The organism is Limnobaculum xujianqingii (assembly GCF_013394855.1).
GTDB lineage: Bacteria > Pseudomonadota > Gammaproteobacteria > Enterobacterales > Enterobacteriaceae > Limnobaculum > Limnobaculum xujianqingii.
Genome location: NZ_JABMLK010000001.1, coordinates 556,870 through 582,014 on the forward strand (window position 1 = coordinate 556,870; position 25,145 = coordinate 582,014).

Here is a 25,145-nt window from a genome sequence, read left to right on the forward strand (position 1 = left end):
TAGTTCAAGTTATCGATTATACAGGAGTATAGCCGTCATCCCAATGCTTAGCATTGCTTAAGCGATGTTTCGTTAAAACCGTATAGCAATTGTGCGAAAGCCGTCTGAAAACCGAGCATTATCACTATTTGGATTGCTCATTTTTGCGTAGCATCCCTCTTAACTGGTGATAGCTAAGCCCTAACAGTTTGGCTGCCTGACGTTGGTTATATTGTGACTGCTCCAGTGCTTTGGTTACCATCGATTGTTCCTGTTGGGATAACCACTGCTTCAGATCGAGTGGTAATACCGGTAGTCCGGTAACTTGTTCATTGGTGTTTGTAGTTGATAATTTCTCTGAGTCAACGCTGGAAGAGAGGCGAACAAAGGGATCGATAATAATGTTATCAAGCGGTGTTTCATTTTCTCCATGGCGATAAACCGAACGCTCCACCACATTCTTTAGTTCACGAATGTTTCCTGGCCAACTGTAATTCATTAATGTTTCAACTGCCTGTGGCGTAAAGCCAGGGAAGAAGGGATATTCCAGTTCTCTGCACATTTGGATGGCAAAGTTATCTGCCAGTAACATGATGTCCTGACGACGCTCCCGTAATGGAGGAAGGTTAATGACATCAAATGCCAGCCGATCGAGCAGATCGGCACGAAACTTACCGGCTTTTGCCATAGCAGGTAAATCTTCATTGGTGGCACAAACCAGACGTACATCAACCTGTAAGGGCTGAGTACCACCAACCCGCTCTAGTTGGCCATACTCAATAACCCGCAATAATTTTTCCTGAACCAACATAGGTGCATTTGCCAACTCATCCAAAAATAGCGTTCCACCATCTGCACGTTCGAAACGTCCAAGATGTCTACGTTGTGCACCAGTAAATGCGCCAGCTTCATGACCAAATAGTTCTGAATCCAGAAGAGTGTCACTCAACGCGGCGCAGTTAAGAGAGATAAAAGGGCCTTGCCAACGTTTGGAGAGATAATGCAGACGATGGGCTATCAACTCTTTCCCCGTGCCGCGTTCGCCAATAATTAATACTGGTTTGGTTAACGGGGCTACCTGCGAAGCTTGTTCAAGCACTTCAATAAAGCTGTTTGCTTCACCAATAATGTTATCAATAACGTCAGTCATGGTTAATTTCACCAATAGTTGGTTTTTTTCATCAAACCATTTTTCATATACAAATAGCAAGAAAAATAAAATCACTTTAAAATCAGATAATTGAATTTTTTGAAAAGTTGGCACGCTTCTTGATATATCTATGGTAACTAACCTGAATGGCAATATATGCCAGTTAATTGATTAACCACTGTAGAAGAGGACATAACCATGGGTATTTTTTCTCGTTTCGCTGATATCGTAAACGCTAACATCAGCAGCTTATTAGAGAAGGCTGAAGATCCACAAAAAATGGTTCGCCTGATGATTCAGGAGATGGAAGACACACTGGTAGAGATTCGTTCAACATCAGCTCGTGCACTGGCAGAGAAAAAGCAGTTATCTCGCCGTATTGAACAAGGGGAAGCTCAGCAAGCAGAATGGCAGGAAAAAGCTGAACTGGCATTACGTAAAGACAAAGAAGATCTGGCGCGTGCGGCACTGATTGAAAAGCAGAAAGTTGCGGACCTGGTAGCTGTACTGCAATCAGAGCTGGTCATTGTTAATGAAACCCTTGACCGTATGCGTAACGAAATTGGCGAACTGGAAGCGAAACTGAGTGAAACTCGTGCTCGCCAGCAGGCATTAACCTTACGCCATCAGGCTGCCAGCTCTACACGTGATGTTCGCCGCCAGTTGGATAGTGGTAAAATTGATGCTGCAATGGCTCGTTTTGAACAATTCGAGCGTCGCATTGACCACATGGAAGCAGAAGGGCAAAGCGTTGGTTTCGGCAAGTCAAAGAGCCTGAGTCAGGAGTTCACCGAGCTGAAAGTTAACGAGCAAATTGATAATGAATTAGCGGCCCTGAAAGCTAAAATGAATATGAATAAAGACGCCTAATCATAACAGGCTGATGAGGTCGCTTATTCAGAATGTATGAATAAGCGACAATCTAAGAATTTTAGATAAGAAGGAATATCAATGAGTTGGCTACTGGGTTTACTTGCCATACCGCTGACAATATTTATCTTGTTTGTTGTCCCTATCTGGCTCTGGTTGCACTACCGTGGAAAACAGAGCGATGGTGGTCAGTTGAATCAGCAAGATATGCAACGGTTAGCAAAACTTACTGATGAAGCGCAAAGAATGCGTGACCGCATTCAGACTCTGGAAGCTATATTGGATGAAGAACATCCAAACTGGAGACAACGTTAATGAACAATAAACTGTATCGTATTCCTGATGAAGGCATGATTAGCGGCGTATGTGCGGGAATTGCGCGTTATCTGGGCATCCCGGTACTGGTGGTTAGAATTTTAGCCCTGTTAGCATTAGTGTTTGGCTTCTTCTTTGTTACCGTTGTGGTTTATTTCACCATGGTGTTCTTTTTGGAAAGCGCACCGGTCGAAGAAGCAAATTTGCATAGCCGAATCCCTGCTCGTCAGCGGATGAAGCAAGTTGAACAAGAACTGGCAGCCAGTGAACAGCGTCTGCGCGATCTGGAACGTTATTTGACCTCTGAGACTTTTCAGGTGGAAAGTCGATTTCGTCGCCTGTAATACCAGTGGCATAAATAACGGTATTATAAGTTACGACCATTATCTTCATACTATGCGAGCAACCCTTGGTTCAGGGAAGCTCGCATCGACATGTCACCATCTTCCGATGAGATAGCATAACCCCAGAGTTTCAGGAGCAATCATGCAAAAGTCAGCTAAACTGCAGGCTCTTATTCAACCGCTTATCACGATAATATTATTCTTTGGGCGCTCTTATGCTCCGGCGTTAGTGCTATCATTCCTGTTAAAAAGCAAATTATGGCGGCCGGTTAGACTGTTACTGGTCATGTTTGGTGAACCACTGTTAAGAAAAGTGTTTGGCTCCATTGCCTGGCGCTTTAAAAAGGGTTCGGATGAAACGACTGCAAAATGAAATAAATTCGTTGGTTAACCGCGGGCTGGACCGTCACTTGAGACTGGCGGTCACTGGGCTGAGTCGTAGCGGAAAAACCGCATTTATTACCGCGTTTGTTAACCAACTTTTAAATGTGAATAACGGTGCTCGTTTGCCTTTGTTTTCCGCTGTCCGGGAAGAACGCTTGCTGGGGGTGAAACGAATTCCACAGAAAGATTTTGGTATTCCACGTTTTACCTATGATGAAGGATTAGCATCGCTGTATGGTTCACCTGCCAGTTGGCCAACGCCAACCCGCGGAGTTAGTGAAATTCAGTTAGCGTTACGCTTTCGTTCTAATGATTCACTGATACGTCACTTTACCAGCCATTCCACACTCTATCTGGAAATTGTCGATTATCCGGGGGAGTGGCTATTAGATTTACCAATGTTGGAACAAAACTATCTGGAATGGTCTCATCAAATGAACAGCATTCGGCAGGGAGAGCGTGCCGAATGGGCTAAACCATGGCTTGACCTCTGCGCCAAATGCGATCCTTTAGGGCCGGTTGATGAGAATTTATTGGCAGATATAGCTCAAGCCTATTGTGATTATTTGCTGCGTTGTAAGCAGGAAGGACTGCATTTTATTCAACCAGGGCGTTTTGTGTTACCAGGGGATTTAGCCGGTGCTCCGGCATTACAATTTTTCCCGTGGCCAGAGATTAATGCGCAAAATGAATCCCGACTGGCTCAGGCCGATAAGCGAACCAACTGGGGAATGCTGAAAGCCCGCTATGATTACTATTGTCAGCATGTAGTAAAAGGTTTCTATCGGGACCACTTCATGAAATTTGACCGCCAGATTGTATTGGTAGACTGTCTGCAACCGTTAAATAATGGCCCGCAGGCATTTAATGATATGCGTCTGGCTCTGACTCAGTTAATGCAGAGTTTCCACTACGGCCAGCGTTCTTTGCTCAGACGTCTGTTTTCTCCCTGTATTGATAAGTTGATGTTTGCAGCCAGTAAAGCGGACCATATCACACCGGATCAGCACGCTAATTTGGTTTCTCTGCTGCAACAACTGGTACAGGAAGCCTGGCAGAATGCGGCGTTTGAAGGAATTAGTATGGATTGCGTAGGTCTGGCATCAGTACAGGCAACAGAGAGCGGCATGATTGAACATCAGGGAAATCGTCTGCCAGCGTTGAAGGGTTACCGCCTGGAAGATGGTCAGCCATTAACGGTCTATCCCGGAGAGGTTCCAGCTCGTTTACCAGAGCCATCATTCTGGCAACAGCAAGGTTTTCATTTTGATCAATTCAGACCTAAGCCAATGAGCGTTGATACACCATTACCCCATATTCGTTTAGATGCGGTTATGGAGTTTCTGTTAGGAGATAAGCTTAAATGAACCAACCCATAAAAGGGCGTATCACCTTTGATGAGCCTCTGTTGGATGAAAAAGAGCCTGTTTTACGCAGCAATTTGCAGTTTGACCCACAAGAAGCAGAAAACTTCTTTCCTACGGCTCCGGAGTTGGAAGAAGAGCAGGAAGAGGGTGAAGCCGAAGGCATTATTATGAATGCCCTTAAGCCCAAAACTAGTTTGTGGCGAAAAATGGTCACTTTTGGACTGGGGGGGTTTGGCATTAGCGTGGTTGCGCAGGGAATTTACCGTATTTCTGATGCGATTCAGAATCACGAATGGATTACTCTGGGTGCTTATAGCGCTGGGGCCATCATCGTTGTAGCTGGTGTTGGTTCGGTGATAACCGAATGGCGTCGATTATATCGTCTGCGGGAGCGTGCAGAAGAGCGAGATATCGCTCGTGAATTGTTACATAGTCACGCCTTGGGTAAAGGGCGTGAGTTTTGTGAGAAACTGGCTGTTCAGGCAGGTATTGATAAAAGTCATCCGGCTTTACAACGCTGGCAGGCATCATTGCATGAAACGCAAAACGATCGCGAAGTGGTTTCCCTGTATGCCAAACTGGTGCAACCGGTATTAGATCAGCAGGCTCGTCGTGAAATCAGCAGTTCTGCTGCCGAATCAGCTTTGATGATTGCCGTTAGCCCGCTGGCGATTGTCGATATGGCATTTATTGCCTGGCGCAATATCCGACTGATCAATCGCATCGCCAGTATTTATGGTATCCAGCTAGGTTATTTTAGCCGTATCCGACTGTTTAAACTGGTAATGCTGAATATTGCGTTTGCCGGCGCCACTGAATTAATTCGGGAAGTGGGTATGGACTGGATTTCTCAGGATATTACCGCCAGATTATCTACCCGAGCTGCACAGGGAATTGGGGCCGGTTTATTGACCGCTCGCCTTGGTATTAAAGCGATGGAATTATGTCGTCCATTGCCCTGGATGGATGATGACAAGCCACGCTTAGGGGATTTTCGTACCCAACTAATAGCGCAGATAAAAAGCAAGTTACCGAAAGGTGGAAGCAGTAAAGCGTGAGTTTCTCAGATAGCTAAGATAAAAAGGCGGCGTCCATTTACTATGGTGCCGCCTTTTGCTATTCACATTAAAATCAGGCGTTCAGTGCCTGTTCAAGATCGGCCAGAATATCTTCAATGGCTTCAATACCAACAGATAAACGGATCATTTCCGGCTTAACCCCTGCTTTTGCCTGTTCTTCTTCAGACATTTGGCGATGGGTAGTTGAAGCGGGATGACAGGCCAGAGATTTGGCATCACCAATATTCACTAAACGCTTAAAGATTTGCAGCGCATCGTAGAATTTCACACCGGCGGCATAGCCATCTTTCAAACCAAACGAGAGAATGGCGGAAGGTGTGCCATTCATATACTTTTGTGCTAATGGATAATGAGGATGGTCTGGCAGACCAGCGTAACTGACCCAGGCAACCTTATGATGCTGTTTTAAGTAGTTAGCTACTTTTATGGCGTTTTCTACATGACGTTCCATTCGCAGCGATAAGGTTTCAAGTCCTTGTAACAACAAGAACGCATTCATTGGCGAAAGGGCTGCACCACAGTTACGTAAAGGAACGGTTCTGGCCCGGGCAATAAATGCAGCTGCACCAAAACTTTCCGTATAAACAACGCCGTGATAGGCGGCTTCGGGAGTGCTGAACATTGGGAATCGCTGCTGGTATTTTTCCCACGGGAAGTTACCGGAATCGATAATTGCTCCACCTAATGAATTACCATGACCACCAACGTATTTGGTAATTGAATGAACGATGATATCTGCACCAAACTGTATTGGTTTACACAGAACCGGAGAGGCTACGGTGTTATCTACGATTAAGGGAACGCCATGGTTGTGAGCAACCGTGGCCAGTCCTTCAATGTCAACAATGTTTCCAGCAGGGTTGCCAATGCTTTCGCAATACACGGCTTTGGTATTTTCATCAATCAACTCAGCGATCGCCTGTGGCGAATCGTCCCGGGCAAATTTCACATTAATGCCAAAGCCTGGCAGCATATGAGCGAACAAAGTATAAGTGCCACCATATAGCTGTGGCGTACTGACAATGTTGTCTCCTGCCTGGGCCAGAGTCTGGATAGCATAGCTGATAGCAGCACTACCAGCAGAAACCACTAATCCTGCGATACCGCCTTCAAGGGCCGCCATGCGCTTTTCCAGAATGTCATTGGTCGGGTTCATTATTCGGGTATAGATATTGCCCGGTACCGCCAGATTGAACAGGTCAGCACCATGCTGAGCATTGTCAAACTCATAAGCAACCGTTTGATAGATAGGTACAGCTACGGACTTGGTGGTTGGATCGCTTTGAAATCCATGATGCAGTGCTAGTGTTGCGTCTTTCATTCGCTATTCTCTTTTTTCTATTTTTATGGAGGATATGTTTAAGGAAATGTTACTTAATCATTGTTTATTGTTAAATGAAACAGGCAAATGAATTTTTTAGTCGATTATTTTTCATATCTATGCCTTGAAAAGCCTGACTAAATCATAAAGTGGTGATATTGATGGCGATGATTGAGTGTATCCAATGAGTTTCTGTTAAACCTGTCAACTTTTTGTGACACTCCTCTTCATCTGAACGGGCTCTACGGGTATGATAGGGGCAACAACCGTTACAGTGTGCTCGTTAAACAAGGCTATTCACAATGCGTCTTGAAGTCCTCTGCGAAGATCGTCTGGGATTAACCCGTGAACTACTTGATTTGCTGGTTGCCCGCAATCTTGATCTACGGGGCATCGAAATTGATGTCAGCGGTAAGATCTACCTTAACTTTTCCTCTATTGATTTTGATGTATTCAGTGCATTGATGGTGAACATTCGTCGGATCACCGGCGTAACCGATGTTCGCACCGTTTCTTATATGCCTTCGGAACAGCGTTTACACGCATTGAGGGCGTTACTGGAATCTTTGCCTGAACCGGTGATTTCTATCGATTTGAAAGGGCGGATCGACCTGGCTAACCATGCGGCTTTGATGCTGTTTGGACTTTCTGAGGAAAGAATACTTACTCAGACTGCTTCCAGCCTGTTAAGTGGCTATAACTTCCTGCGGCATCTGGAAGGGGAAAACATCATACCCCATTCGGAACGTGCAATTATTCGCGGTCAGGATTACCTGATGGATATCACTCCTATCTACCAGAGTGATGACGATCAGTTGCCGAAAGAAGTGACCGGTGCAGTAATTGTTCTGAAGTCCGCAGCCAGAATCGGGCGTCAGCTACAGAATAAGAACGTAGCGGATAACAATGCGTTTGGTCATATCGTCGCCATCAGCAGCAAAATGAAACTGCTGATAGAGCAGGCCAACAAATTAGCAATGCTGGATGTCCCATTACTGATTATTGGTGATACCGGAACCGGTAAAGATGTTTTAGCTCAAGCCTGCCACGTTCGCAGCGCTCGTCGGGATAAACCGTTTCTGGCAATTAACTGCGCCTCTTTGCCTGATGATGTGGTGGAAAGCGAACTGTTTGGCCATGCGGGAAGCGCACAGATCGAAAGCAAAAAAGGTTTTTTTGAACAGGCGAATGGTGGTTCAGTTTTGCTGGATAACATCAGTGAAATGTCACCAACCATGCAGGCAAAATTATTGCGTTTCCTGAATGATGGTACCTTCCGGCGGGTAGGTGAAGATCAGGAAGTATACGTAGATGTTCGTGTGATTTGTGCAACTCAAAAGAGCCTGTTTAATTTAGTCAGTCAGGGGTTGTTCAGAGAGGATCTGTATTATCGCCTGAACGTACTGACACTAACAACTCCTCCATTACGGGAACGTGTTTCCGATATCATGCCGCTGGCAGAGCAATTTATTACACTGTTCGCCGATCAGTTGGGTGTCCACCGTCCTAAGCTGGCTCCGGATTTAACACCGTTATTAACCCAATACGGCTGGCCGGGCAACGTCAGACAATTAAAGAACATTCTTTATCGCAGCTTTACTCAGTTGGAAGGCAATGAGCTACAGGTTAAAGATATTGTATTGCCTGAAGTCTCTGCGGAAATGATGCTGAATAATAACATTATGGATGGCAGTCTGGATGAGATCTGTAAACGTTTTGAATGTTCAGTATTAACTCAGTTGTACAGTAGCTATCCAAGTACCCGTAAACTGGCTAAACGATTAGGTGTTTCCCATACGGCAATTGCTAATAAGCTCAGAGAATATGGTTTAAGCCAACCATCGCGTACTGCTGAAAATGTAGAAGTTGTTGATAACGAATAAAGCAAAACTCAGGAAAACAGAAGGGAGCCAGTGGCTCCCTTTTTCATGTAATATATTCGGTAGTAATGCGGTTATTTCAGTGCGGCCAGCGCAGCATCATAGTTTGGTTTAGTAGAGATCTCTTTAACCAGTTCGCTGTAAATTACTTTATCGTTAGCATCAAGTACCACTACAGCACGGGCAGTTAAACCTTTTAGTGGGCCGTCCTGAGTATCCACGCCATAATTTTGTTTAAATTCTGGATTACGGAATACAGACAGGGTAACCACATGATCTAAACCCTCTGCGCCACAAAAGCGTGCTTGAGCAAAGGGCAGATCGCCAGAGATACATAACACAACCGTATTATCGACATCACCCACGCGTTGGTTAAAGGTTCTGACCGATGTAGCACACACTGAAGTATCTACACTTGGAAATATATTCAGTACGTTACGTTTGCCTGCATAGGTACTTAATGTGACATCAGAGAGATCTTTGGCTACCAGGGTAAATGCTTTTGCGCTGTCACCAGCTTTGGGTAATTGCCCGGCAACGGATACAGGATTGCCTTTCATTTGTACGGTTTGAGTCATAACTGCCTCCAGTGAATGTTACTTTAAATTAACAATTAAGTTATCTTAGTCCAACAAAATAGTTTTGGATATCTCAAAATAAATTAGTGTTGCCGTAAATTGATCCTGCTATTAATTCTCATGCTATTTTTTCTTTTAAAATCAGTTCATTCAGTTTCCTTAAATCAAACTTAGCTTGGATCTATTGCTCTAATCAGCAAAAAAATTGATTATTTTTCGCCGGACAACAGGTAGCATCTCTGTATGAATGATCTGTTTTGATTCATAATAGCTGTTGATAGATGTAAACTGATGGTTACCCATGTCTGCGGTAAACCAGACAAATTTAACTGATATAAAGCTGAAGTTTAGGAATTAAGAATGAACCGTGTTTTTGCAGTTTGTAAGGCTGTGCTGGCTATGTTGTTCGTTGGTCATTTTTCTGTCGCTCAGGCTATGGAATACCCGCTACCATCGTCGAATAGCCGTTTAATTGGTGAGAATAGGGTATTGATTGTTCCGAATGACGGACGCTCACTGGAACGAATCGCCTCAGATTATCAAATCGGCCTGATTGCTATGCTGGAAGCAAATCCGGACGTTGATCCACTATTGCCAAAAGCGGGTTCAGAATTAATTCTTCCGCTGCAAATGATCCTGCCTGATACACCGCGCGATGGCATCGTTATTAACCTGTCAGAACTTCGCCTTTACTACTATCCGAAAGGAAAAAACACCGTTATCGTTTATCCAATTGGTATTGGCCAGTTAGGTCGAGATACGCCGGTAATGACGACAACTATTATTGAAAGAAAGGCCAACCCAACCTGGACGCCAACCGCCAATATTCGTAAAAATTACGCGGCAGAAGGTATCATTTTACCGGCAGTAATTCCGGCAGGCCCGGAAAACCCAATGGGTTTATTTGCCCTACGTCTGGCTGCGGCAGGTGGGACTTACCTGATTCATGGTACTAATGCTGATTTTGGTATCGGTATGCGTGTAAGCTCTGGCTGTATCCGTTTACGCCCTAACGATATTGAAGAACTGTTTAATACCGTTCCTGTGGGAACCCGAGTTCAAGTGGTTAATGAGCCGATTAAAGCAACAGTAGAGCCTGATGGTTCTCGTTATGTTGAAATTCATCAGCCATTGTCTAAGTCTGAAAATGACGATCCGCAGACTAAACCAATTGAAATTCACCCAACTATCGCGACATTTATTAATAACCCGTCAACTGACTCTTCCCGAGTGAATGCTGAAATTGAGCGTCGTTCTGGATTACCGTTGCTGGTGAATCGTTAATAGCGTTAAGGGTAGTGACAAATAAAGCAGTGGGAAAGTCTTCCCGCTGCTTTAATAATATTTCCCGCCATAATGTTTTCCCTTTGATATATTTTCCTGATGTAACTTAATTATTTTCCCTTGCGGTTAAATCTTTTCATCATTGATATTCTATTTCGATAAATAATCGCCTGAGCGCTAATTTGAGGCGTTTTTTCCATTACCACTCATACAGGTCTTAAAATTATTTTAATAAGCTTAAAGTGGAGTAGAGACGCTATTATTGCTATTGGGAAGTAACGGAACCAAAGTTGAAGAATGAGATAGGGCAGATGGTGAAACGAGAAAGCAGAAAATAGTAACTTGCTAATACGGATAAAAAAAATGGCGCACTTAAGTGCGCCATTTTCCCTTACGAGAAATATTATTTCTTGTAAGAACGAGTCATGTTGTCTAAACGTTGGTTAGCACGAGCTGCTTCATCTTTAGCAACTTGTACATCAGAACGTAAAGCAGCAACATCGCTGATCAGTTGAGTCAGCTTGCTGTTAGTTGAAGTGTCAGTGCTTTTCGCACAGCCAGCTAACAGAGTAGCACCTAAAATTACAGCACCCAGTACCACTTTAGTACGGTTCATATTTACACCCTCAATTTGAGTTAACTTTTTGCATGTAGCCCGATAAGTATTACACAAACTTTTTCGGAATGAGAATAATTTTTTAACTTCTCGCAAACTATTTTGCTTGTTTGGTTAAAGAATAGTCAAAACAAATTTTTATTTGCGAAAAAAAGGATTTTACGCTACTAAAAAAAGTGAACGTGTGGGGGACAAAAAATTTATCTAAAGATAAGTGGGTGAAATAACCCTGTGTTTTTATACACCATTATCCAATTTTGGATAAAAAATATAGCACAATTAATCAATAATTCTGACAGCAGATTTCGCCATAAAATAGACGAAAAAAAACGCCATCTGATTCAGATGGCGTTTTAATGTTACAAGAGTTGTTAAAGAATATGTACGGAAGCAGTATTTGTTGTACCACTGGCAACCAGTGCACCAGATACCATTACGATAACATCATTCTTTTGCGCTAATCCGCTGGTTAACGCCATTTCTTTACCAATACGGTAGAAATCATCAGTGGAGGCGATTTCTTTAACTACTTGCGCAGTCACACCTTTAGTCAGAACTAACTGACGAGCCGTGGTTTCGTTGGTAGTTAACGCCAGAATTGGTGCAGTAGGGAAGTATTTACGGATAGCTTTAGCTGATTTACCACCTTGGGTAGCTACAACAATCAGTACTGCATCCAGCTTCTCTGAAGTTTCTACTGCGCCACGACATACGGCTTCAGTAATACGTAATTTACCGGAAGAGGTCAGTTTGTCTACGCGACATGGCATCACACAATCGGTACGTTCGCAAATGGTGGCCATGATAGTAACGGATTCCAGTGGATATTTACCCTTAGCACTTTCACCCGACAGCATAACCGCGTCAGTACCGTCCAGGATGGCGTTAGCAACATCACCGGCTTCAGCACGAGTAGGGCGAGGGTTTTTGATCATTGAGTCCAGCATTTGTGTTGCGGTGATAACCACTTTACGAGCCTGGTTACATTTCTCAATCATCATTTTTTGGGCGAAGATAACTTCTTCAACCGGGATTTCAACACCAAGGTCACCACGAGCAACCATGATACCGTCTGATGCTTCGAGAATTTCGTCGAAGTTGTTCAGGCCTTCCTGGTTTTCAATTTTGGAGATGATTTGGATATGTTCACCACCGTGTGCTTTTAAATGCTCACGGATGTCCAGTACGTCTGAACGCTTACGGATAAAAGAAGCAGCAACAAAATCAACATTTTGCTCACAACCAAATACCAGATCTTTTTTATCTTTTTCTGATAGCGCTGGCAGTTGAATAGAGACGTTTGGCAGGTTGATACCTTTGTTTTCACCCAGATCGCCACTGTTCAGTACTTTACACACAACTTCTTTGGCGCGAACTTCGATCACTTCCATACCAATCAAACCATCGTCAACCAGTACGGTATTACCCACTTTCAGGTCTTCTGCAAAACCAGTATAGGTCACAGCAACACGTTCATTGTTACCAACAACGCTTTGGTCGGTAGTAAAGGTGAAGGTTTGACCAGCAACCAGAGGGGCATCATTACCGCCTTCCAGTTTCATGGTACGGATTTCCGGACCTTTGGTATCCAGCAGGATAGCCGCTTTTTGACCGGTTCTGGCCAGTACCGTGCGCAGATTAGAAATACGTTGTCCGTGCTCATTATAATCACCATGAGAAAAGTTCAAACGCATTACATTCATACCTGCATTCAGCAGCTTACCCAAAACTTCTTCTGATTCAGTTTTTGGACCGATGGTACATACAATTTTAGTCTTTTTCATGATGATAATTTTTACCGATATTTTTGTGTGGAAAGAAAACGATAGCCTGCCATTGAGGCTTCAGAAAAGAATACACGCACAATCAGGTTACTTTCAGTATTGCGAAACATAGCCAATATCGCCAGTCTGTAGATAGAAATCATCCTTTATACCGAAGAAACTGCGGCTCACTCATTTGCTGAAACCTTTCAACTCACTATTTTGCCTATTATAGAGGGGAAATGCACCAGAAGAAAATGGATAAATGTTGAAATAATAATGTAATAAGCAGCTGAATTTAGTGAAAACGTACAGAAGGGCCGGAAACAGGGGATGTGGGGGAGATAAAAAATGGTGCGCCCTAGTGAACTCGAATCACCGACCTCCACCATGTCAAGGTGGCGCTCTAACCAACTGAGCTAAGGGCGCTTTGTAATTCCAGATACCGGAAGAAGAGATATCTGGTGCGTCCGAGTGGACTCGAACCACCGACCCCCACCATGTCAAGGTGGTGCTCTAACCAACTGAGCTACGGACGCATATTTTGTATTATTAAAGCATGATGCACTAACAATGCGCACGAATATTAACGATGAAGTGACTCAGTGGCAAGGAGAAAAAGCGATTTTCTTCTGCCAACATCGCTAACTGGCGACTTACTGCTCAGGCAGCCTCTTTTTTGTCCAACAGGCTGCCCGAGAAAGCATTAACGCTGAGCGCGGGCCAGAATAAGCTCGACAGGTTGTTTTTGTAGCCAACGCATACGTAGCATCATTAGCACTGCAGAAGCACTCAAACCAACAATAAATCCAATCCAGAAACCGGCTGGTCCCATTGCCGGAACCAACAAATCGGTTAACCCCAGACAATAACCAACGGGTAATCCTACAATCCAGTAGGCAGTAAAAGTAATATAGAAGATAGAGCGGGTATCTTTATAACCGCGCAGAATTCCACTACCAATCACCTGAATAGAGTCGGAACATTGATACACTGCTGCCAGTAACATCAAATGGGTCGCCATCATCACTACCGCAGGAGTATCGTTATACAGTAATGCTATTTGATGGCGGAAAACTACGGTAAACAGGGCAGTGATAGAGGCCAGACTTAAGCCCATTATCAATCCGGTATAAGAAGCCACTCTGGCCTCATCAACTTTCTTCTGCCCCAGCTTAAAGCCAACCCGAATTGAGGTTGCTACACCCAACGCCAGCGGAATAACGAAAACCAGACTACTAAAGTTAAGCGCTATCTGGTGTCCTGCGACAGAAACGACGCCTAATGGTGAAACCAGTAATGCCACGACAGCAAACAGAGTAACCTCAAAAAATAGCGCCAGAGCTACCGGTAAACCAAGGTTAAACAAACGTTTGAGGGTGGGCATATAGGGTTTCTCAAAAGTACTGTATTGAACAATATCTTTTTGAGAACGGGCAGAACGTACGTATAGCTTGAGGCCAATAAACATCACCCAATATACCGATGCGGTAGCAATACCACAGCCTACACCACCCATTGCGGGAAAACCCAGCTTGCCGTGAATCATCACATAGTTAACGGGAATATTGACCAGTAAGCCAATAAATCCAATCACCATGCTGGGTTTAGTTTTTGATAATCCGTCACACTGACTGCGATAGACCTGAAACAGCAAATAACCGGGAGCTCCCCACATAATAGCGCGCAGATAGCGAATGGTGATATCCGCCAGCTTCTCATCGATATTTTGCATATGCTCGATAATATAGTGACTGTTATACAACAGCACGATAAGAAACAACGATATGAACAACGCCATCCAGACGGATTGTGTTACCTGATGAGCAATTTCTTTTCTGCGCCCGGCACCGTTCAATTGCGCCACTACCGGCGTCAATGCCATTAACAACCCTTGTCCAAATAAAATGGCGGGTAACCAAATGGAAGTGCCAACAGCTACCGCGGCCATATCAGTTGCACTAACGTCTCCGGCCATGATGGTGTCAACTACACCCATAGCGGTTTGGGAGAATTGGGCTGCAATAACTGGAATAGCTAAAACCAGCAGATTACGCGCTTCACGGGTATACTTCTGCACGTACTTACCTTTAATATATTGAGATTAAAACAAAAAAATGCCACTGAAGTATAGATACTACAGTGATAACCGAAATGTGAGGGGCACGATTCTACCTGTTAAACGTCAGTAAGCAAATGAAACACACATGATTAAAATTCATAAACAAGAATAAAACCGGAAACTGGATTTGGTTTTTATATCAAATTGCGTCAAACTTCCGCTTAGTTGATTTTGTACATTACTAAATGTCACTACTGATTTGAGGCCTATTGAATGTTTACCGGAATTGTTCAGGGTACTGCTCCTGTTGTTGAAATCGAAGAAAAAGCTAATTTCCGCGTCCATAAAATGAAATTTCCTGCTGAGCTGTTGCCTGGGCTGGAGACGGGGGCATCCGTTTCACATAACGGCTGTTGTTTAACGGTAACGGAAGTGAATGACGATATCGTCAGTTTTGACTTAATGAAAGAGACGTTACGAGTAACCAATCTGGGGGCGCTTTCTGTTGGTTCTAATGTCAATCTGGAACGGGCAGCTAAATTCGGTGATGAAATTGGTGGACACTTAATGTCTGGCCATGTCATGTGTCAGGCAGAGATCATGAAAATTCTGATTTCAGAGAATAATCGTCAAATCTGGTTCAAAATGCCGGAAGACCTGATGAAGTATGTGCTGAATAAAGGATTCATTGGTATTGATGGCATCAGCCTGACGATTGGTGAAGTAGTGAAGAGTCGTTTCTGCGTATATCTGATACCGGAAACGTTGGAACGCACTACGTTGGGCAAGAAACGTTTAGGTGACACGGTAAATATTGAGATTGACCCGCAAACTCAGGCGGTTGTTGATACCGTTGAGCGTGTTCTCGCCAGTAAAAATTAACCACGCATTTGAAATTTGTGATTCTGGAAGGTGCGCAATCCCACTCTAACGGTGGGCATTGAGACTGTTGACAAACTTAATAAATCAGCACCTGTGAATATTCCGCCCGTAAAAAACACTGTGCTAATATCGGTACCGATAACGGTCGGTAAACAATCTGTACTGAGCTACAGAGCACGTCGGGCCTAAGCTGCCTACGGGCACTTCGTTGGCTTACGCCAAGTCGACCCCCACGGCACCTTCTCCCTCCGATTGGCTATGTTAAAACATAAAACTGAATCATCTGACTTTATCACCAGTTTGAATCCCCACTTAATAGTGGGGATTGTTATTTATGGGTCAGGATACTTTATTCAACAGCAATTCAGGCCGATCGCCTTCAGTTAAGAAACTCACAATGCTTTTGGCTGCTTTACGTCCATCAGCAATAGCGGTTACCACTAAATCTGCGCCTCTGACCACATCGCCACCGGCAAATACTTTTGGATTGCTGGTTTGACAGGCGAAATGATTCAGATGTGGTGCCACAATAACACCATAGCTATCGAGTTCTACTCCCATCTCTGCCAGCCATGGCATGGCGTGAGGGCGGAAACCAAAGGCTTTGATGACGGCATCAGCAGGTTGTATAAACTCAGAACCCTGAATCACTTTCGGACGACGGCGACCTTCGGCATCTGGTTCACCCATTTCTGTTCTGACCAGTTTTACGCCGCTAACATGACCATCTTCATCCAGTTCAAGGGATACCGGTTGTACGTTGAACATAAATTCAACGCCTTCTTCACGGGCATTTTTCACTTCTTTTTTGGAGCCTGGCATATTGGCTTCATCACGGCGATAAGCACAGGTTACTTCCGTCGCGCCCTGGCGAATGGAGGTGCGTAAACAGTCCATTGCGGTATCGCCACCACCCAGAACCACAACACGCTTTCCGGACAGATTAATATAAGGCTCTTCTTTTAGCTCTGGCAGATGCATCACTTTTTTAGTGTTGGCAATCAGGAACGGCAGGGCATCATAAACCCCAGGCGCGTCTTCATTGTCCAATCCTGCGCGCATGGATTGATAGGTACCCACGCCAACAAAAACTGCGTCATAGTCATTAAGCAGAGAATCAAAGGCAATATCTTTACCAATTTCAGTATTCAAATGGAACTCAATGCCCATACCGGTAAAGATTTCACGGCGATGAACCATCACCTCTTTATCCAGCTTAAATGAGGGGATACCAAAGGTTAGCATTCCGCCAATTTCTGGATGGCGATCGAACACCACCGCATCAACACCATTGCGAGCCAGAATATCGGCACAGGCCAAACCAGCTGGGCCAGCGCCAACGATAGCCACTCTCTTACCTAATGATTGCACATGAGACAGATCGGGTTTCCAACCCATCTCAAAGGCAGTGTCCGTAATGTAACGTTCAATATTTCCTACCGTAACGCCACCTAAACTATGCAAAGTACAGCTGCCTTCGCACAGGCGATCCTGTGGACAAACTCGGCCGCAAATTTCCGGCAGGCTACTGGTTTGATGAGAAAGTTCGGCAGCTTCAATGATACGGCCTTGCTTCGCTAAAGAGATCCAGTGAGGTATACGGTTATGCAGTGGGCAAGTCCACTCACAAAATGCATGGTCGCCACAGGTAATGCAGCGGTCTCCCTGATTTTCAACCTGCTCAGGAGTGAAACGTTTGTAGATCTCAACAAACTCAGTTTTTCGCAATGGCAAATCGACTTTAATCGCATCACTACGCGGAATAATGACTTTTCCAGCCAGCTTATTTACCGTGTCATTTTCTACCTGTTGAACACCTCGTGTTGCACCCATTGGATCTTCACGCAGTGCCGCATGGCGGAGTTTTTGCTGCTGTTGCTCAAGCAAATATTCCTGACTGAATACTTTTAATGCTTTGGTTGGGCAATTGGCTACACAAGCCGGGCTTTCTGCATCATCGGCACACAGGTCACATTTATGGGCGGTAGTGCGGTTTGGGCCACCATCAGCAAAGGTTACGCTTTCTTCAACCATGCCAATTGCGCCAAATGGGCAGGCTAAAACGCAAGTTTTACAGCCGATACATTTGGATTTATCCAATTGAATGCAGTTATCACCATGAGTTAATGCCGCACTCGGACACACCTGAACACAAGGGGCATCTTCGCAGTGTCGACAGGTGACAGCGGTTTTGATGCTGGCAGTTTTGATAACTTTAATGCGAGGGAAATAGAGCTCAGGAACCTCAGGGTGTTTACCCTGATTATGAGTCATGACACAGGCAACTTCACAGACACGACATCCGATACAGGCTTTTGCATCGGCTATGACAAAGCGGTTCATAAATACTTCCTGTAAAGATCCGATTTAATCGGATTGCTTATAAATAGCTATTATAGGGATTATCATCACTTTTATTATGGTTATGGTGTTTATCACAGGAAAGCGGGGTTAACAATAGTGAAAATGCCAAAGAAAGTTTGTGAAATACCGGTTGAGGATAAATGAAACTGAAACAGAATTTCATTTAATTTTTTGATTGTGAAAAGGTATTTTTGTTAAAGCTGATTAAATGCTCACTTGCTGATACGTTTCCGCTAGAAACAATTTATTTCAAGCGGAAACGTTTATTTATTACCGTTCGATTATTATATGAACTATTCCATACCAGACATCATAAACAAATTGATGAACTGCTCTGCCGGCATTTTTTGTCCATTCAGATCAATTACACCGTCAGCATAGTTAAAACTGCTGGTAATGGTGTTGTCATCCAGCTTGCTGATCATCTTCTGTGCTAAACCAAGGCTGACCATTTGTTGAACAGATTCTGTTGCCTGCGCTTGTGCTTCTTCAGCAGAAAGACCATCAGATATCTCATGGTTAATTTTGACTTGCTCGTTCAGCATAGGGATGGAGAGTTTACTGTTACTGCTGAATGATTTAATTGAGCTCATCAGTAGCTGAGACATATCTTCCATTGCCATATTTTGCGGATCGGGTTTCATCATAGTCAGAGACATATCAATCTGACTTTCGCCTTTATCATTTTTCCAGACAAAAGGCGCGATGCTGATTACCGGATTAGCGTCCAGGAAAGCCATCAGGTTATTCATCATCATATTACCTGCCTGTTCGGCAGACTCTTCAGCAGGTATACCAAGGAACAGGTAGGTCAGTTGGTTTGAGTTTTGATTCAGGTATTGCAGAGCTTTACCGTCAAATTGATCCAGTTTGAGTTTCAGGCTACCAGAACCAATGATTTTTCCTTCAATGCTCATTTGACCTATAGTGGTATCAACCACCTGGTTAACAAATTTATCAGTTTCCTGTGCATTACTGGAAATTAAAAGATTATCAATAGTCAACTTTGGCTGCTGCTTAACGGTATAGGTAACATTTTTCAGTTCAATATCGCTGACGCCTACACCAAGATCGAACTTACCGATTTTACCGTTGCTTTTTATTGTCAGACCATTCATAACCAGCTGATCTGCATCAGTCTCAGCAATGGTAAATTTACCTACGCTGGCCGTTGCCTGGTACTCCTGAGCTTTATTCTGAGTAACATCAATCTTGGCTGTATCGTATGACACAATGCGTCCTTCATCATTCAGTTCAAATGGAGAACTGGTCAGGGTAACCGCTTCTTCACCCTTCAGGACTTTGGCAACACCATCAACAGTTAATCCACTGAATTTAAAAGTATTAGAATCTTTTCCTGTTAACGGCTCTAACACCAACTTCAGGTCAGAACTGCCGCTATAGGATGTTAAGATATCAACCGTGAGAGGGGACTTTCCGCCCGCCATTTCAAACAGCTCATTCAGAGAGTCTTGTTTAACCAGTTCGGTTTTTGAGTAAGCCAGTTTAGGAATCAGGCTGAATTTTGCCAGCGGGAATGGACCATGGCTGACTTCCTGATGAATGGTTACGCTATCTTTCTGTGGGCCTTGTTCGTTGGTTTGATCAACCATTTCAAACTGATAATTAATGGTAGAGGAGAAAATACCACGTTGATAATCAGCAACAGAAAGCTTTGCCTGATATTCAGGTGCATTTTTGTCAATGTAGGTTTGGGCATCAACAATGGATTTATTGACCTGATCCTGAATCATTTTCCCTGTATACCACGCACCACCAACCCAAGCGCCACCCAGTACGATTAATACACCAACTGCAACTATCGATTTTTTCATCGTTCGTTCATCCTGTTCCTTTGTCGTTAACGACTTACAATATCAGTGCGTAACTATACATATGACTAACTACAATAGGAGCTGATTGTCCGCTGAAAGACGGTTGATAAGCAACAATAGTTAAAAAGATTTTATGTACAGTTTAATAATATTAATGATTCTCATCTTCATTAAACAGTGGAATGTCACATATTCATACAGAGCATTATGAGATGATTGTTACCGTTTATTAACATATTAATTGACCAGAATCAGGAGAAACTCATGGTTGCTATGCGTACAGAAAAAGATTCAATGGGCCCGATTGAAGTACCTGAAAGCAGCCTGTGGGGCGCACAAACCCAGCGTTCACTGGAGCATTTCCGTATCTCTCAGGAGAAAATGCCCAAGGCGTTAATTCATGCTTTAGCCCAGGTGAAACGTGCGGCTGCTACGGTAAATATGCAATTAGGGTTGCTGGATGAGAAGAAAGGCCAGGCCATTATCAGTGCTGCCGATGAAGTGTTGGCTGATAAACATAGTAATGAGTTTCCTCTTTCTATCTGGCAAACCGGTTCCGGTACTCAAACCAACATGAACATGAACGAAGTTCTTGCCAATCGCGCCAGTGAAATACTGGGCGGTAAGCGGGGTAACGATCGTTTAGTGCATCCTAATGATGATGTAAATAAAAGCCAGAGCTCTAACGACGTATTTCCAACCGGTATGCACGTTGCGGCAGTGATTGCAGTACGCAGCCATTTATTACCGGAACTGAAAGCATTACATCAAGTTTTGGCCGGTAAATCCGAAGCATTTCACGATATTGTCAAAATTGGCCGAACACATTTACAGGATGCCACGCCGCTAACGCTGGGACAGGAGATTTCAGGCTGGGCAGCCATGTTGTCATATAACATCAAACACATTGAAAATTCGATACCACATCTCAGTGAACTGGCTTTAGGTGGCACGGCCGTGGGGACCGGACTGAATACTCATCCGGAATACGCCGTTCGGGTAGCTAAAGAACTGGCTTCGTTAACCGGACAACCATTTGTTACTTCACCAAATAAATTTGAAGCACTGGCAACTTGTGATGCGCTTGTTCATTCTCATGGTGCATTGAAAGGGCTTGCCGCATCGTTAATGAAAATTGCTAACGATGTACGCTGGTTGGCCTCTGGCCCTCGTTGTGGTATTGGTGAAATCGCCATTCCGGAAAATGAACCGGGCAGTTCGATTATGCCGGGCAAAGTTAATCCAACTCAGTGTGAAGCTCTTACCATGCTGTGTGCTCAGGTAATGGGCAACGATGTGGCCATTAATATTGGTGGGGCATCCGGTAACTTTGAGCTAAACGTGTATCGCCCGATGATTATTGATAACTTCCTGCAGTCTGTTCGTCTGCTGGCGGATGGCATGAACAGCTTCAATGAACATTGTGCGATTGGCATTGAACCCAACAGAAAGCGCATATCTCAATTACTGAATGAATCGCTGATGCTGGTAACAGCGCTTAACACCCATATAGGTTATGACAAAGCGGCTGAAATTGCGAAAAAGGCCCATAAAGAAGATCTTACCCTGAAAGCATCAGCGCTGAAGTTAGGTTATCTGACAGAAGCTCAGTTTGACGAGTGGGTCAAACCAGAGGATATGGTTGGCAGTATGAAGAAATAACTTATTGCTGCTAACCGAAGGCTGATGTGTTGGCTTTTCCAGGATCGATATAAAAGCCCGTAATTATACTCAGATAATTACGGGCTTTTAGTTTCCTTAGCGATCGAAAGTGCTTTTAGTTTTAATAAATCAATTACTCGTAAAACCAGATGTAATAAATATCCAGCAACAGAACAATGATCCAAATGATGATATAAATCATCATATGCTCCCGGATATTATTCATTACTGTATCAATAATGCGCGACATCAGATCTTTCTTTTCTTTCACCTTAACCTCTTTAGCGGCTTTTGGGTTTTGCTGATGCTTCCGGCAAACGAGCAAGATAACGCCCAATAAACAGGGCACAAAGTAACATTCCGGCAAGAAATATAACTAAGCCAGTCCAGCCATAGTTATGCCAGAAAAATCCACCTAAGGTCCCCGCAATGCTGGAACCTACATAATAGAAAAATAGATACAGAGCTGATGCCTGACCTTTGGCCCGCTTAGCCCGATGGCCAATCCAACTGCTGGCAATCGAATGTGCGGCAAAAAAACCAGGGGTAAAGATCAACATACCAATAAAGATAAGCCAGATTGATGAAAACAGGCTAATGCATAACCCTAATAACATCAGTGCGACAGAACAGATAAATACCGGACCACGACCATACTTCACGCTCAATGAGCCTGCTTTAGGGGAGCTAAGCGTACCGGTCAGGTAAACCAGTGACAGCAGGCCAATAAATGCCTGGCTAATATTGTAAGGAGGCTCCATCAGGCGATAGCCGATGTAGTTAAATAACGTAACAAAGGAGCCCATTAATAAAAACCCCTCTGCAAATAGCAGAGGCAGACCACGATCGTGCCAGTGTAAGTGAAAGTTTATTAATAAGGTTCGCGGGCGCAGGGAGGAGGCGCGAAAATGACTTGAAGGGGGTAATATCCGCCAAAAAACAATCGCAGCGATCAGGGCAATACAGCCGATGCTACCCAGCGTAATACGCCATGAAAACAAGTCGGTCATTACGCCGCTGATAAGCCGTCCACTCATACCACCAATCGAATTACCGCTGATATACAAACCCATAGCGAAAGCGACAAACATTGGGTCAATTTCTTCGCTAAGATAGGTCATTGCAACCGCGGCTACACCGCTTAATGCCAGGCCAACCAGTGCCCGCATGATCAAAATACCGTGCCAACTGGTGGTTAATGAGCTGGCAATGGTTAGCGTTGCTGCCAGCATTAACGCAACAACCATCACCGGTTTACGACCTACAGCATCAGAAATCGGACCGGTGAACAACAAACCTACTGCTAGCATGGCAGTTGAAACCGACAACGATAAGCTACTGCTGGCAGGTGAAATACCAAAATCTTGGGAGAGTATGGGCAAAATAGGTTGAACACAATAAAGCAAGGCAAAGGTAGCCAGACCAGCTGAAAACATTGCCGCCGTTACCTTCATAAAATCAGTGGTTCCTCTGACAATAAAAGGAGAACGGGAACGCGACATTTTTGCTTTAATAACAGGATAGGAAACCGGTAAGGTGTTCAAGTCAGGTTCGGGGGCTGCCTCATCGGTAGAGGTCTCTGCCGGATTTGCCTGTTCGGGCTTATGCTGTGCCACGATGATTCCTCAGCCATAACTGGCAATAATCAGGAAATTAAAACTATACGTTGGTGACAAATATTATCTGGTAAACGATAATCGAAATCCATCTACGATATTAGCCGGAAAATGCCAATTTTATTGCTGTCATCATCGCAGGTTGAATAAATAAGAACCAATTAGTAGCAAACAATGCTTTAAATGATAGAAATATAAACGGATCCTGTTAATCTGCCTGACGTCTTCGGTTAAATCGTATTGATTTTATTATATATTGCAACACATATAATTTCCGATAACCGGGTAAAATATTCTAAAAGATTTAATCAGCTGTATTCAGAGGCAATAACGTGAATAGAGAAGGGCAGCCGGGCCATATTGACCACATCAAGCAGACTAACACTGGCGCGGTATATCGACTTATCGACCAGTATGGTCCGGTATCACGTATTGATTTGTCTAAACTCTCCCATCTGGCACCTGCCAGCATCACTAAAATCGTTCGTGAACTGTATGATGCCCATTTAGTTAAAGAGACCGAATTCAGTGAAGCTGGTAGTCGCGGGCGTCCGGCAGTAGGTGTCGAACTGGATACTCAGGCATGGCATTATTTAAGTTGTCGTGTTCATTATGGTTACCTGACGCTGGCGTTAAGAGACTTAAGCAATCAGCTGATTATTGAAGAACAGATTGATTTTCCGATTGATAAAAACAGCTCTTGGTTAGAACGTTTTATTTATCAAATTGAATCCTTCTTTACCCGTCATCAGAAACTGCTGGAGCGGTTGACCGCTATTGCTATCACTATGCCTGGCATCATTGATGCTACAGCTGGCATGGTATACAAAATGCCATTCTACAATGAAGAGAATGTCCCATTAGGGCCAATGCTTAGTAAAAGAACAGGCTTACCGGTGTATGTTCAACAGGATGTTTCTGCCTGGGCTATCAGTGAAGCGCTGTATGGTGCAGCATTTGGCTGTCAGAATGTCATTCAAATAGTTATTGATGATGTAGTCGGTGCCTCGGTTATTAGCGATGGTAGGATTCTTCATGCTGACTCCAGCCGTCGAATTGAGATAGGGCATACTCAGGTAGATCCAAAGGGGAAGGCGTGCTATTGCGGCAATCATGGTTGTCTGGAAACCATCGCCAGCATGAGCAATATACTGGAGAGAACACGACAGTTGTTGCCTTCTTATCCTGACTCTATGCTTAACTACTCACCAGTTACCATCGAGAATTTGTGTGATGCCGCCAATAAAGGCGATCGGTTAGCCAAAGAGATCATCTGTTATGTTGGAGAAAGCGTCGGACATATTGCCGCGGTAATGGTCAATATCTTCAATCCGGAAAAGATTATCGTTGGTTCGCCGTTGAATGCGTCTTCTGGCACGCTCTATCCAGCTATAGAAAAATGTATTCATCAACAGTCCCTGCCACAATACCGTGCAGATATTCGCATTGCCCCAACTCACTTTGTCAATGTAGGAACCATGCCCGGAGCAGCTCTGGTGAAGATGGCTTTATACAATGGCTCTCTGCTGGTTAAGCTTCTTCAGGGATAATCTGCTTAAAATACCTGAACTTCCGTTATTTACCTCTAAATAAGTATAACGCTTTGTTTTCTAAAAAAGATATCAGCTGTTTTAGCAAATCTTGAGCTAACGCAATCTATTCAATCTGCCCTTAGCCTAGACTTTTGATCCTGAGAGGAATATCACTGCTTATGAATTCAATTATATATTTGTTGCTTATTCCGTTTTAGCAACCCGGCATTTGATAAGAATCAATCATTTATTTAGAAGGTTT

21 protein-coding genes, 2 tRNA genes and 1 pseudogene are annotated in these 25,145 nt (G+C 43.9%); 11 read left to right on the forward strand and 13 right to left on the reverse strand.

Going from position 1 to position 25,145, the window contains the following annotated elements; translation table 11 throughout:
* Positions 1 to 124 precede the first annotated feature (124 nt).
* Complete coding sequence (gene pspF / locus GOL65_RS02265; protein ID WP_140918601.1) at positions 125 to 1,129, reverse strand: phage shock protein operon transcriptional activator; 1,005 nt, start codon at positions 1,127 to 1,129, stop codon at positions 125 to 127.
* Positions 1,130 to 1,327: 198 nt separating this feature from the next.
* On the opposite strand from pspF, the gene pspA reads away from it, so the two are divergent.
* From pspA to GOL65_RS02295, 6 genes are all read left to right on the forward strand, one after another.
* The gene (pspA, locus tag GOL65_RS02270; RefSeq protein WP_140918602.1) at positions 1,328 to 1,999 is read left to right on the forward strand and encodes a phage shock protein PspA; all 672 of its coding nucleotides are present in this window, start codon (positions 1,328 to 1,330) and stop codon (positions 1,997 to 1,999) included.
* An 81-nt stretch (positions 2,000 to 2,080) separates the two neighbouring features.
* The gene (pspB, locus tag GOL65_RS02275; RefSeq protein WP_130591345.1) at positions 2,081 to 2,314 is read left to right on the forward strand and encodes an envelope stress response membrane protein PspB; all 234 of its coding nucleotides are present in this window, start codon (positions 2,081 to 2,083) and stop codon (positions 2,312 to 2,314) included.
* Positions 2,314 to 2,658, forward strand: a complete 345-nt coding sequence (gene pspC, locus GOL65_RS02280) for an envelope stress response membrane protein PspC (protein WP_130591344.1) — start codon at positions 2,314 to 2,316, stop codon at positions 2,656 to 2,658. The genes pspB and pspC overlap by 1 nt, the downstream gene beginning before the upstream one ends.
* A gap of 142 nt (positions 2,659 to 2,800) precedes the next feature.
* Positions 2,801 to 3,031 carry a phage shock protein D gene (locus tag GOL65_RS02285; RefSeq protein ID WP_130591343.1) on the forward strand — a complete coding sequence of 77 codons (231 nt, stop codon included), beginning with the start codon at positions 2,801 to 2,803 and terminating at the stop codon, positions 3,029 to 3,031.
* Positions 3,012 to 4,409, forward strand: coding sequence for a YcjX family GTP-binding protein (locus GOL65_RS02290; protein WP_140918603.1), 1,398 nt, complete (start codon positions 3,012 to 3,014; stop codon positions 4,407 to 4,409). The genes GOL65_RS02285 and GOL65_RS02290 overlap by 20 nt, the downstream gene beginning before the upstream one ends.
* Positions 4,406 to 5,467 carry a YcjF family protein gene (locus GOL65_RS02295; RefSeq protein ID WP_140918604.1) on the forward strand — a complete coding sequence of 354 codons (1,062 nt, stop codon included), beginning with the start codon at positions 4,406 to 4,408 and terminating at the stop codon, positions 5,465 to 5,467. The genes GOL65_RS02290 and GOL65_RS02295 overlap by 4 nt, the downstream gene beginning before the upstream one ends.
* A gap of 73 nt (positions 5,468 to 5,540) precedes the next feature.
* On the opposite strand, the gene GOL65_RS02300 is transcribed toward GOL65_RS02295, so the two are convergent.
* Positions 5,541 to 6,809: an O-acetylhomoserine aminocarboxypropyltransferase/cysteine synthase family protein gene (locus GOL65_RS02300; RefSeq protein WP_140918605.1), complete on the reverse strand. Its 1,269-nt coding sequence runs from the start codon at positions 6,807 to 6,809 to the stop codon at positions 5,541 to 5,543.
* Positions 6,810 to 7,111: 302 nt separating this feature from the next.
* On the opposite strand from GOL65_RS02300, the gene tyrR reads away from it, so the two are divergent.
* Complete coding sequence (gene tyrR, locus GOL65_RS02305; RefSeq protein ID WP_140918606.1) at positions 7,112 to 8,692, forward strand: transcriptional regulator TyrR; 1,581 nt, start codon at positions 7,112 to 7,114, stop codon at positions 8,690 to 8,692.
* A 71-nt stretch (positions 8,693 to 8,763) separates the two neighbouring features.
* Here tyrR and tpx read toward each other — a convergent pair whose 3' ends face one another.
* Positions 8,764 to 9,267: a thiol peroxidase gene (gene tpx / locus GOL65_RS02310; RefSeq protein WP_179038132.1), complete on the reverse strand. Its 504-nt coding sequence runs from the start codon at positions 9,265 to 9,267 to the stop codon at positions 8,764 to 8,766.
* Between the two features lie 399 nt (positions 9,268 to 9,666).
* Between tpx and GOL65_RS02315 the strand changes: the two are divergent.
* Positions 9,667 to 10,542: pseudogene (locus GOL65_RS02315) on the forward strand (L,D-transpeptidase family protein); the annotation flags it as partial.
* A gap of 412 nt (positions 10,543 to 10,954) precedes the next feature.
* Here the strand turns inward: GOL65_RS02315 and GOL65_RS02320 are convergent.
* The 6 genes from GOL65_RS02320 to GOL65_RS02340 all read right to left on the reverse strand — a co-directional run bounded on the left by GOL65_RS02320 (position 10,955) and on the right by GOL65_RS02340 (position 15,010).
* Positions 10,955 to 11,167: an LPP leucine zipper domain-containing protein gene (locus tag GOL65_RS02320; protein ID WP_130591336.1), complete on the reverse strand. Its 213-nt coding sequence runs from the start codon at positions 11,165 to 11,167 to the stop codon at positions 10,955 to 10,957.
* Positions 11,168 to 11,538: 371 nt separating this feature from the next.
* A complete protein-coding gene (gene pykF / locus GOL65_RS02325) occupies positions 11,539 to 12,951 on the reverse strand; it encodes a pyruvate kinase PykF (RefSeq protein ID WP_140918609.1) in 1,413 nt (470 codons plus the stop codon).
* Positions 12,952 to 12,962: 11 nt separating this feature from the next.
* Positions 12,963 to 13,094 (reverse strand): hypothetical protein, encoded by a 132-nt coding sequence (locus GOL65_RS22355; protein ID WP_267078997.1) that lies wholly within the window; start codon positions 13,092 to 13,094, stop codon positions 12,963 to 12,965.
* Positions 13,095 to 13,282: 188 nt separating this feature from the next.
* A tRNA-Val gene (locus GOL65_RS02330) sits at positions 13,283 to 13,359 on the reverse strand.
* A gap of 33 nt (positions 13,360 to 13,392) precedes the next feature.
* A tRNA-Val gene (locus tag GOL65_RS02335) sits at positions 13,393 to 13,469 on the reverse strand.
* A gap of 167 nt (positions 13,470 to 13,636) precedes the next feature.
* Positions 13,637 to 15,010, reverse strand: a complete 1,374-nt coding sequence (locus GOL65_RS02340) for an MATE family efflux transporter (protein ID WP_140918610.1) — start codon at positions 15,008 to 15,010, stop codon at positions 13,637 to 13,639.
* Positions 15,011 to 15,265: 255 nt separating this feature from the next.
* Here GOL65_RS02340 and GOL65_RS02345 point away from each other — a divergent pair, with 255 nt between their 5' ends.
* Positions 15,266 to 15,874, forward strand: a complete 609-nt coding sequence (locus GOL65_RS02345; protein ID WP_140918611.1) for a riboflavin synthase subunit alpha — start codon at positions 15,266 to 15,268, stop codon at positions 15,872 to 15,874.
* A 339-nt stretch (positions 15,875 to 16,213) separates the two neighbouring features.
* Here GOL65_RS02345 and aegA read toward each other — a convergent pair whose 3' ends face one another.
* Positions 16,214 to 18,217, reverse strand: a complete 2,004-nt coding sequence (gene aegA, locus GOL65_RS02350; protein WP_140918612.1) for a formate-dependent uric acid utilization protein AegA — start codon at positions 18,215 to 18,217, stop codon at positions 16,214 to 16,216.
* Positions 18,218 to 18,531: 314 nt separating this feature from the next.
* Positions 18,532 to 20,073, reverse strand: coding sequence for a YdgA family protein (locus tag GOL65_RS02355; protein ID WP_140918613.1), 1,542 nt, complete (start codon positions 20,071 to 20,073; stop codon positions 18,532 to 18,534).
* A gap of 264 nt (positions 20,074 to 20,337) precedes the next feature.
* On the opposite strand from GOL65_RS02355, the gene fumC reads away from it, so the two are divergent.
* Positions 20,338 to 21,735 (forward strand): class II fumarate hydratase, encoded by a 1,398-nt coding sequence (fumC, locus tag GOL65_RS02360; protein ID WP_140918614.1) that lies wholly within the window; start codon positions 20,338 to 20,340, stop codon positions 21,733 to 21,735.
* Between the two features lie 133 nt (positions 21,736 to 21,868).
* On the opposite strand, the gene GOL65_RS02365 is transcribed toward fumC, so the two are convergent.
* Complete coding sequence (locus GOL65_RS02365) at positions 21,869 to 22,006, reverse strand: DUF2770 family protein (RefSeq protein WP_228723034.1); 138 nt, start codon at positions 22,004 to 22,006, stop codon at positions 21,869 to 21,871.
* A 10-nt stretch (positions 22,007 to 22,016) separates the two neighbouring features.
* Positions 22,017 to 23,237 (reverse strand): MFS transporter, encoded by a 1,221-nt coding sequence (locus GOL65_RS02370; RefSeq protein ID WP_140918824.1) that lies wholly within the window; start codon positions 23,235 to 23,237, stop codon positions 22,017 to 22,019.
* A gap of 446 nt (positions 23,238 to 23,683) precedes the next feature.
* On the opposite strand from GOL65_RS02370, the gene mlc reads away from it, so the two are divergent.
* Positions 23,684 to 24,901, forward strand: a complete 1,218-nt coding sequence (gene mlc, locus GOL65_RS02375) for a sugar metabolism global transcriptional regulator Mlc (RefSeq protein WP_140918615.1) — start codon at positions 23,684 to 23,686, stop codon at positions 24,899 to 24,901.
* Positions 24,902 to 25,145 lie beyond the last annotated feature (244 nt).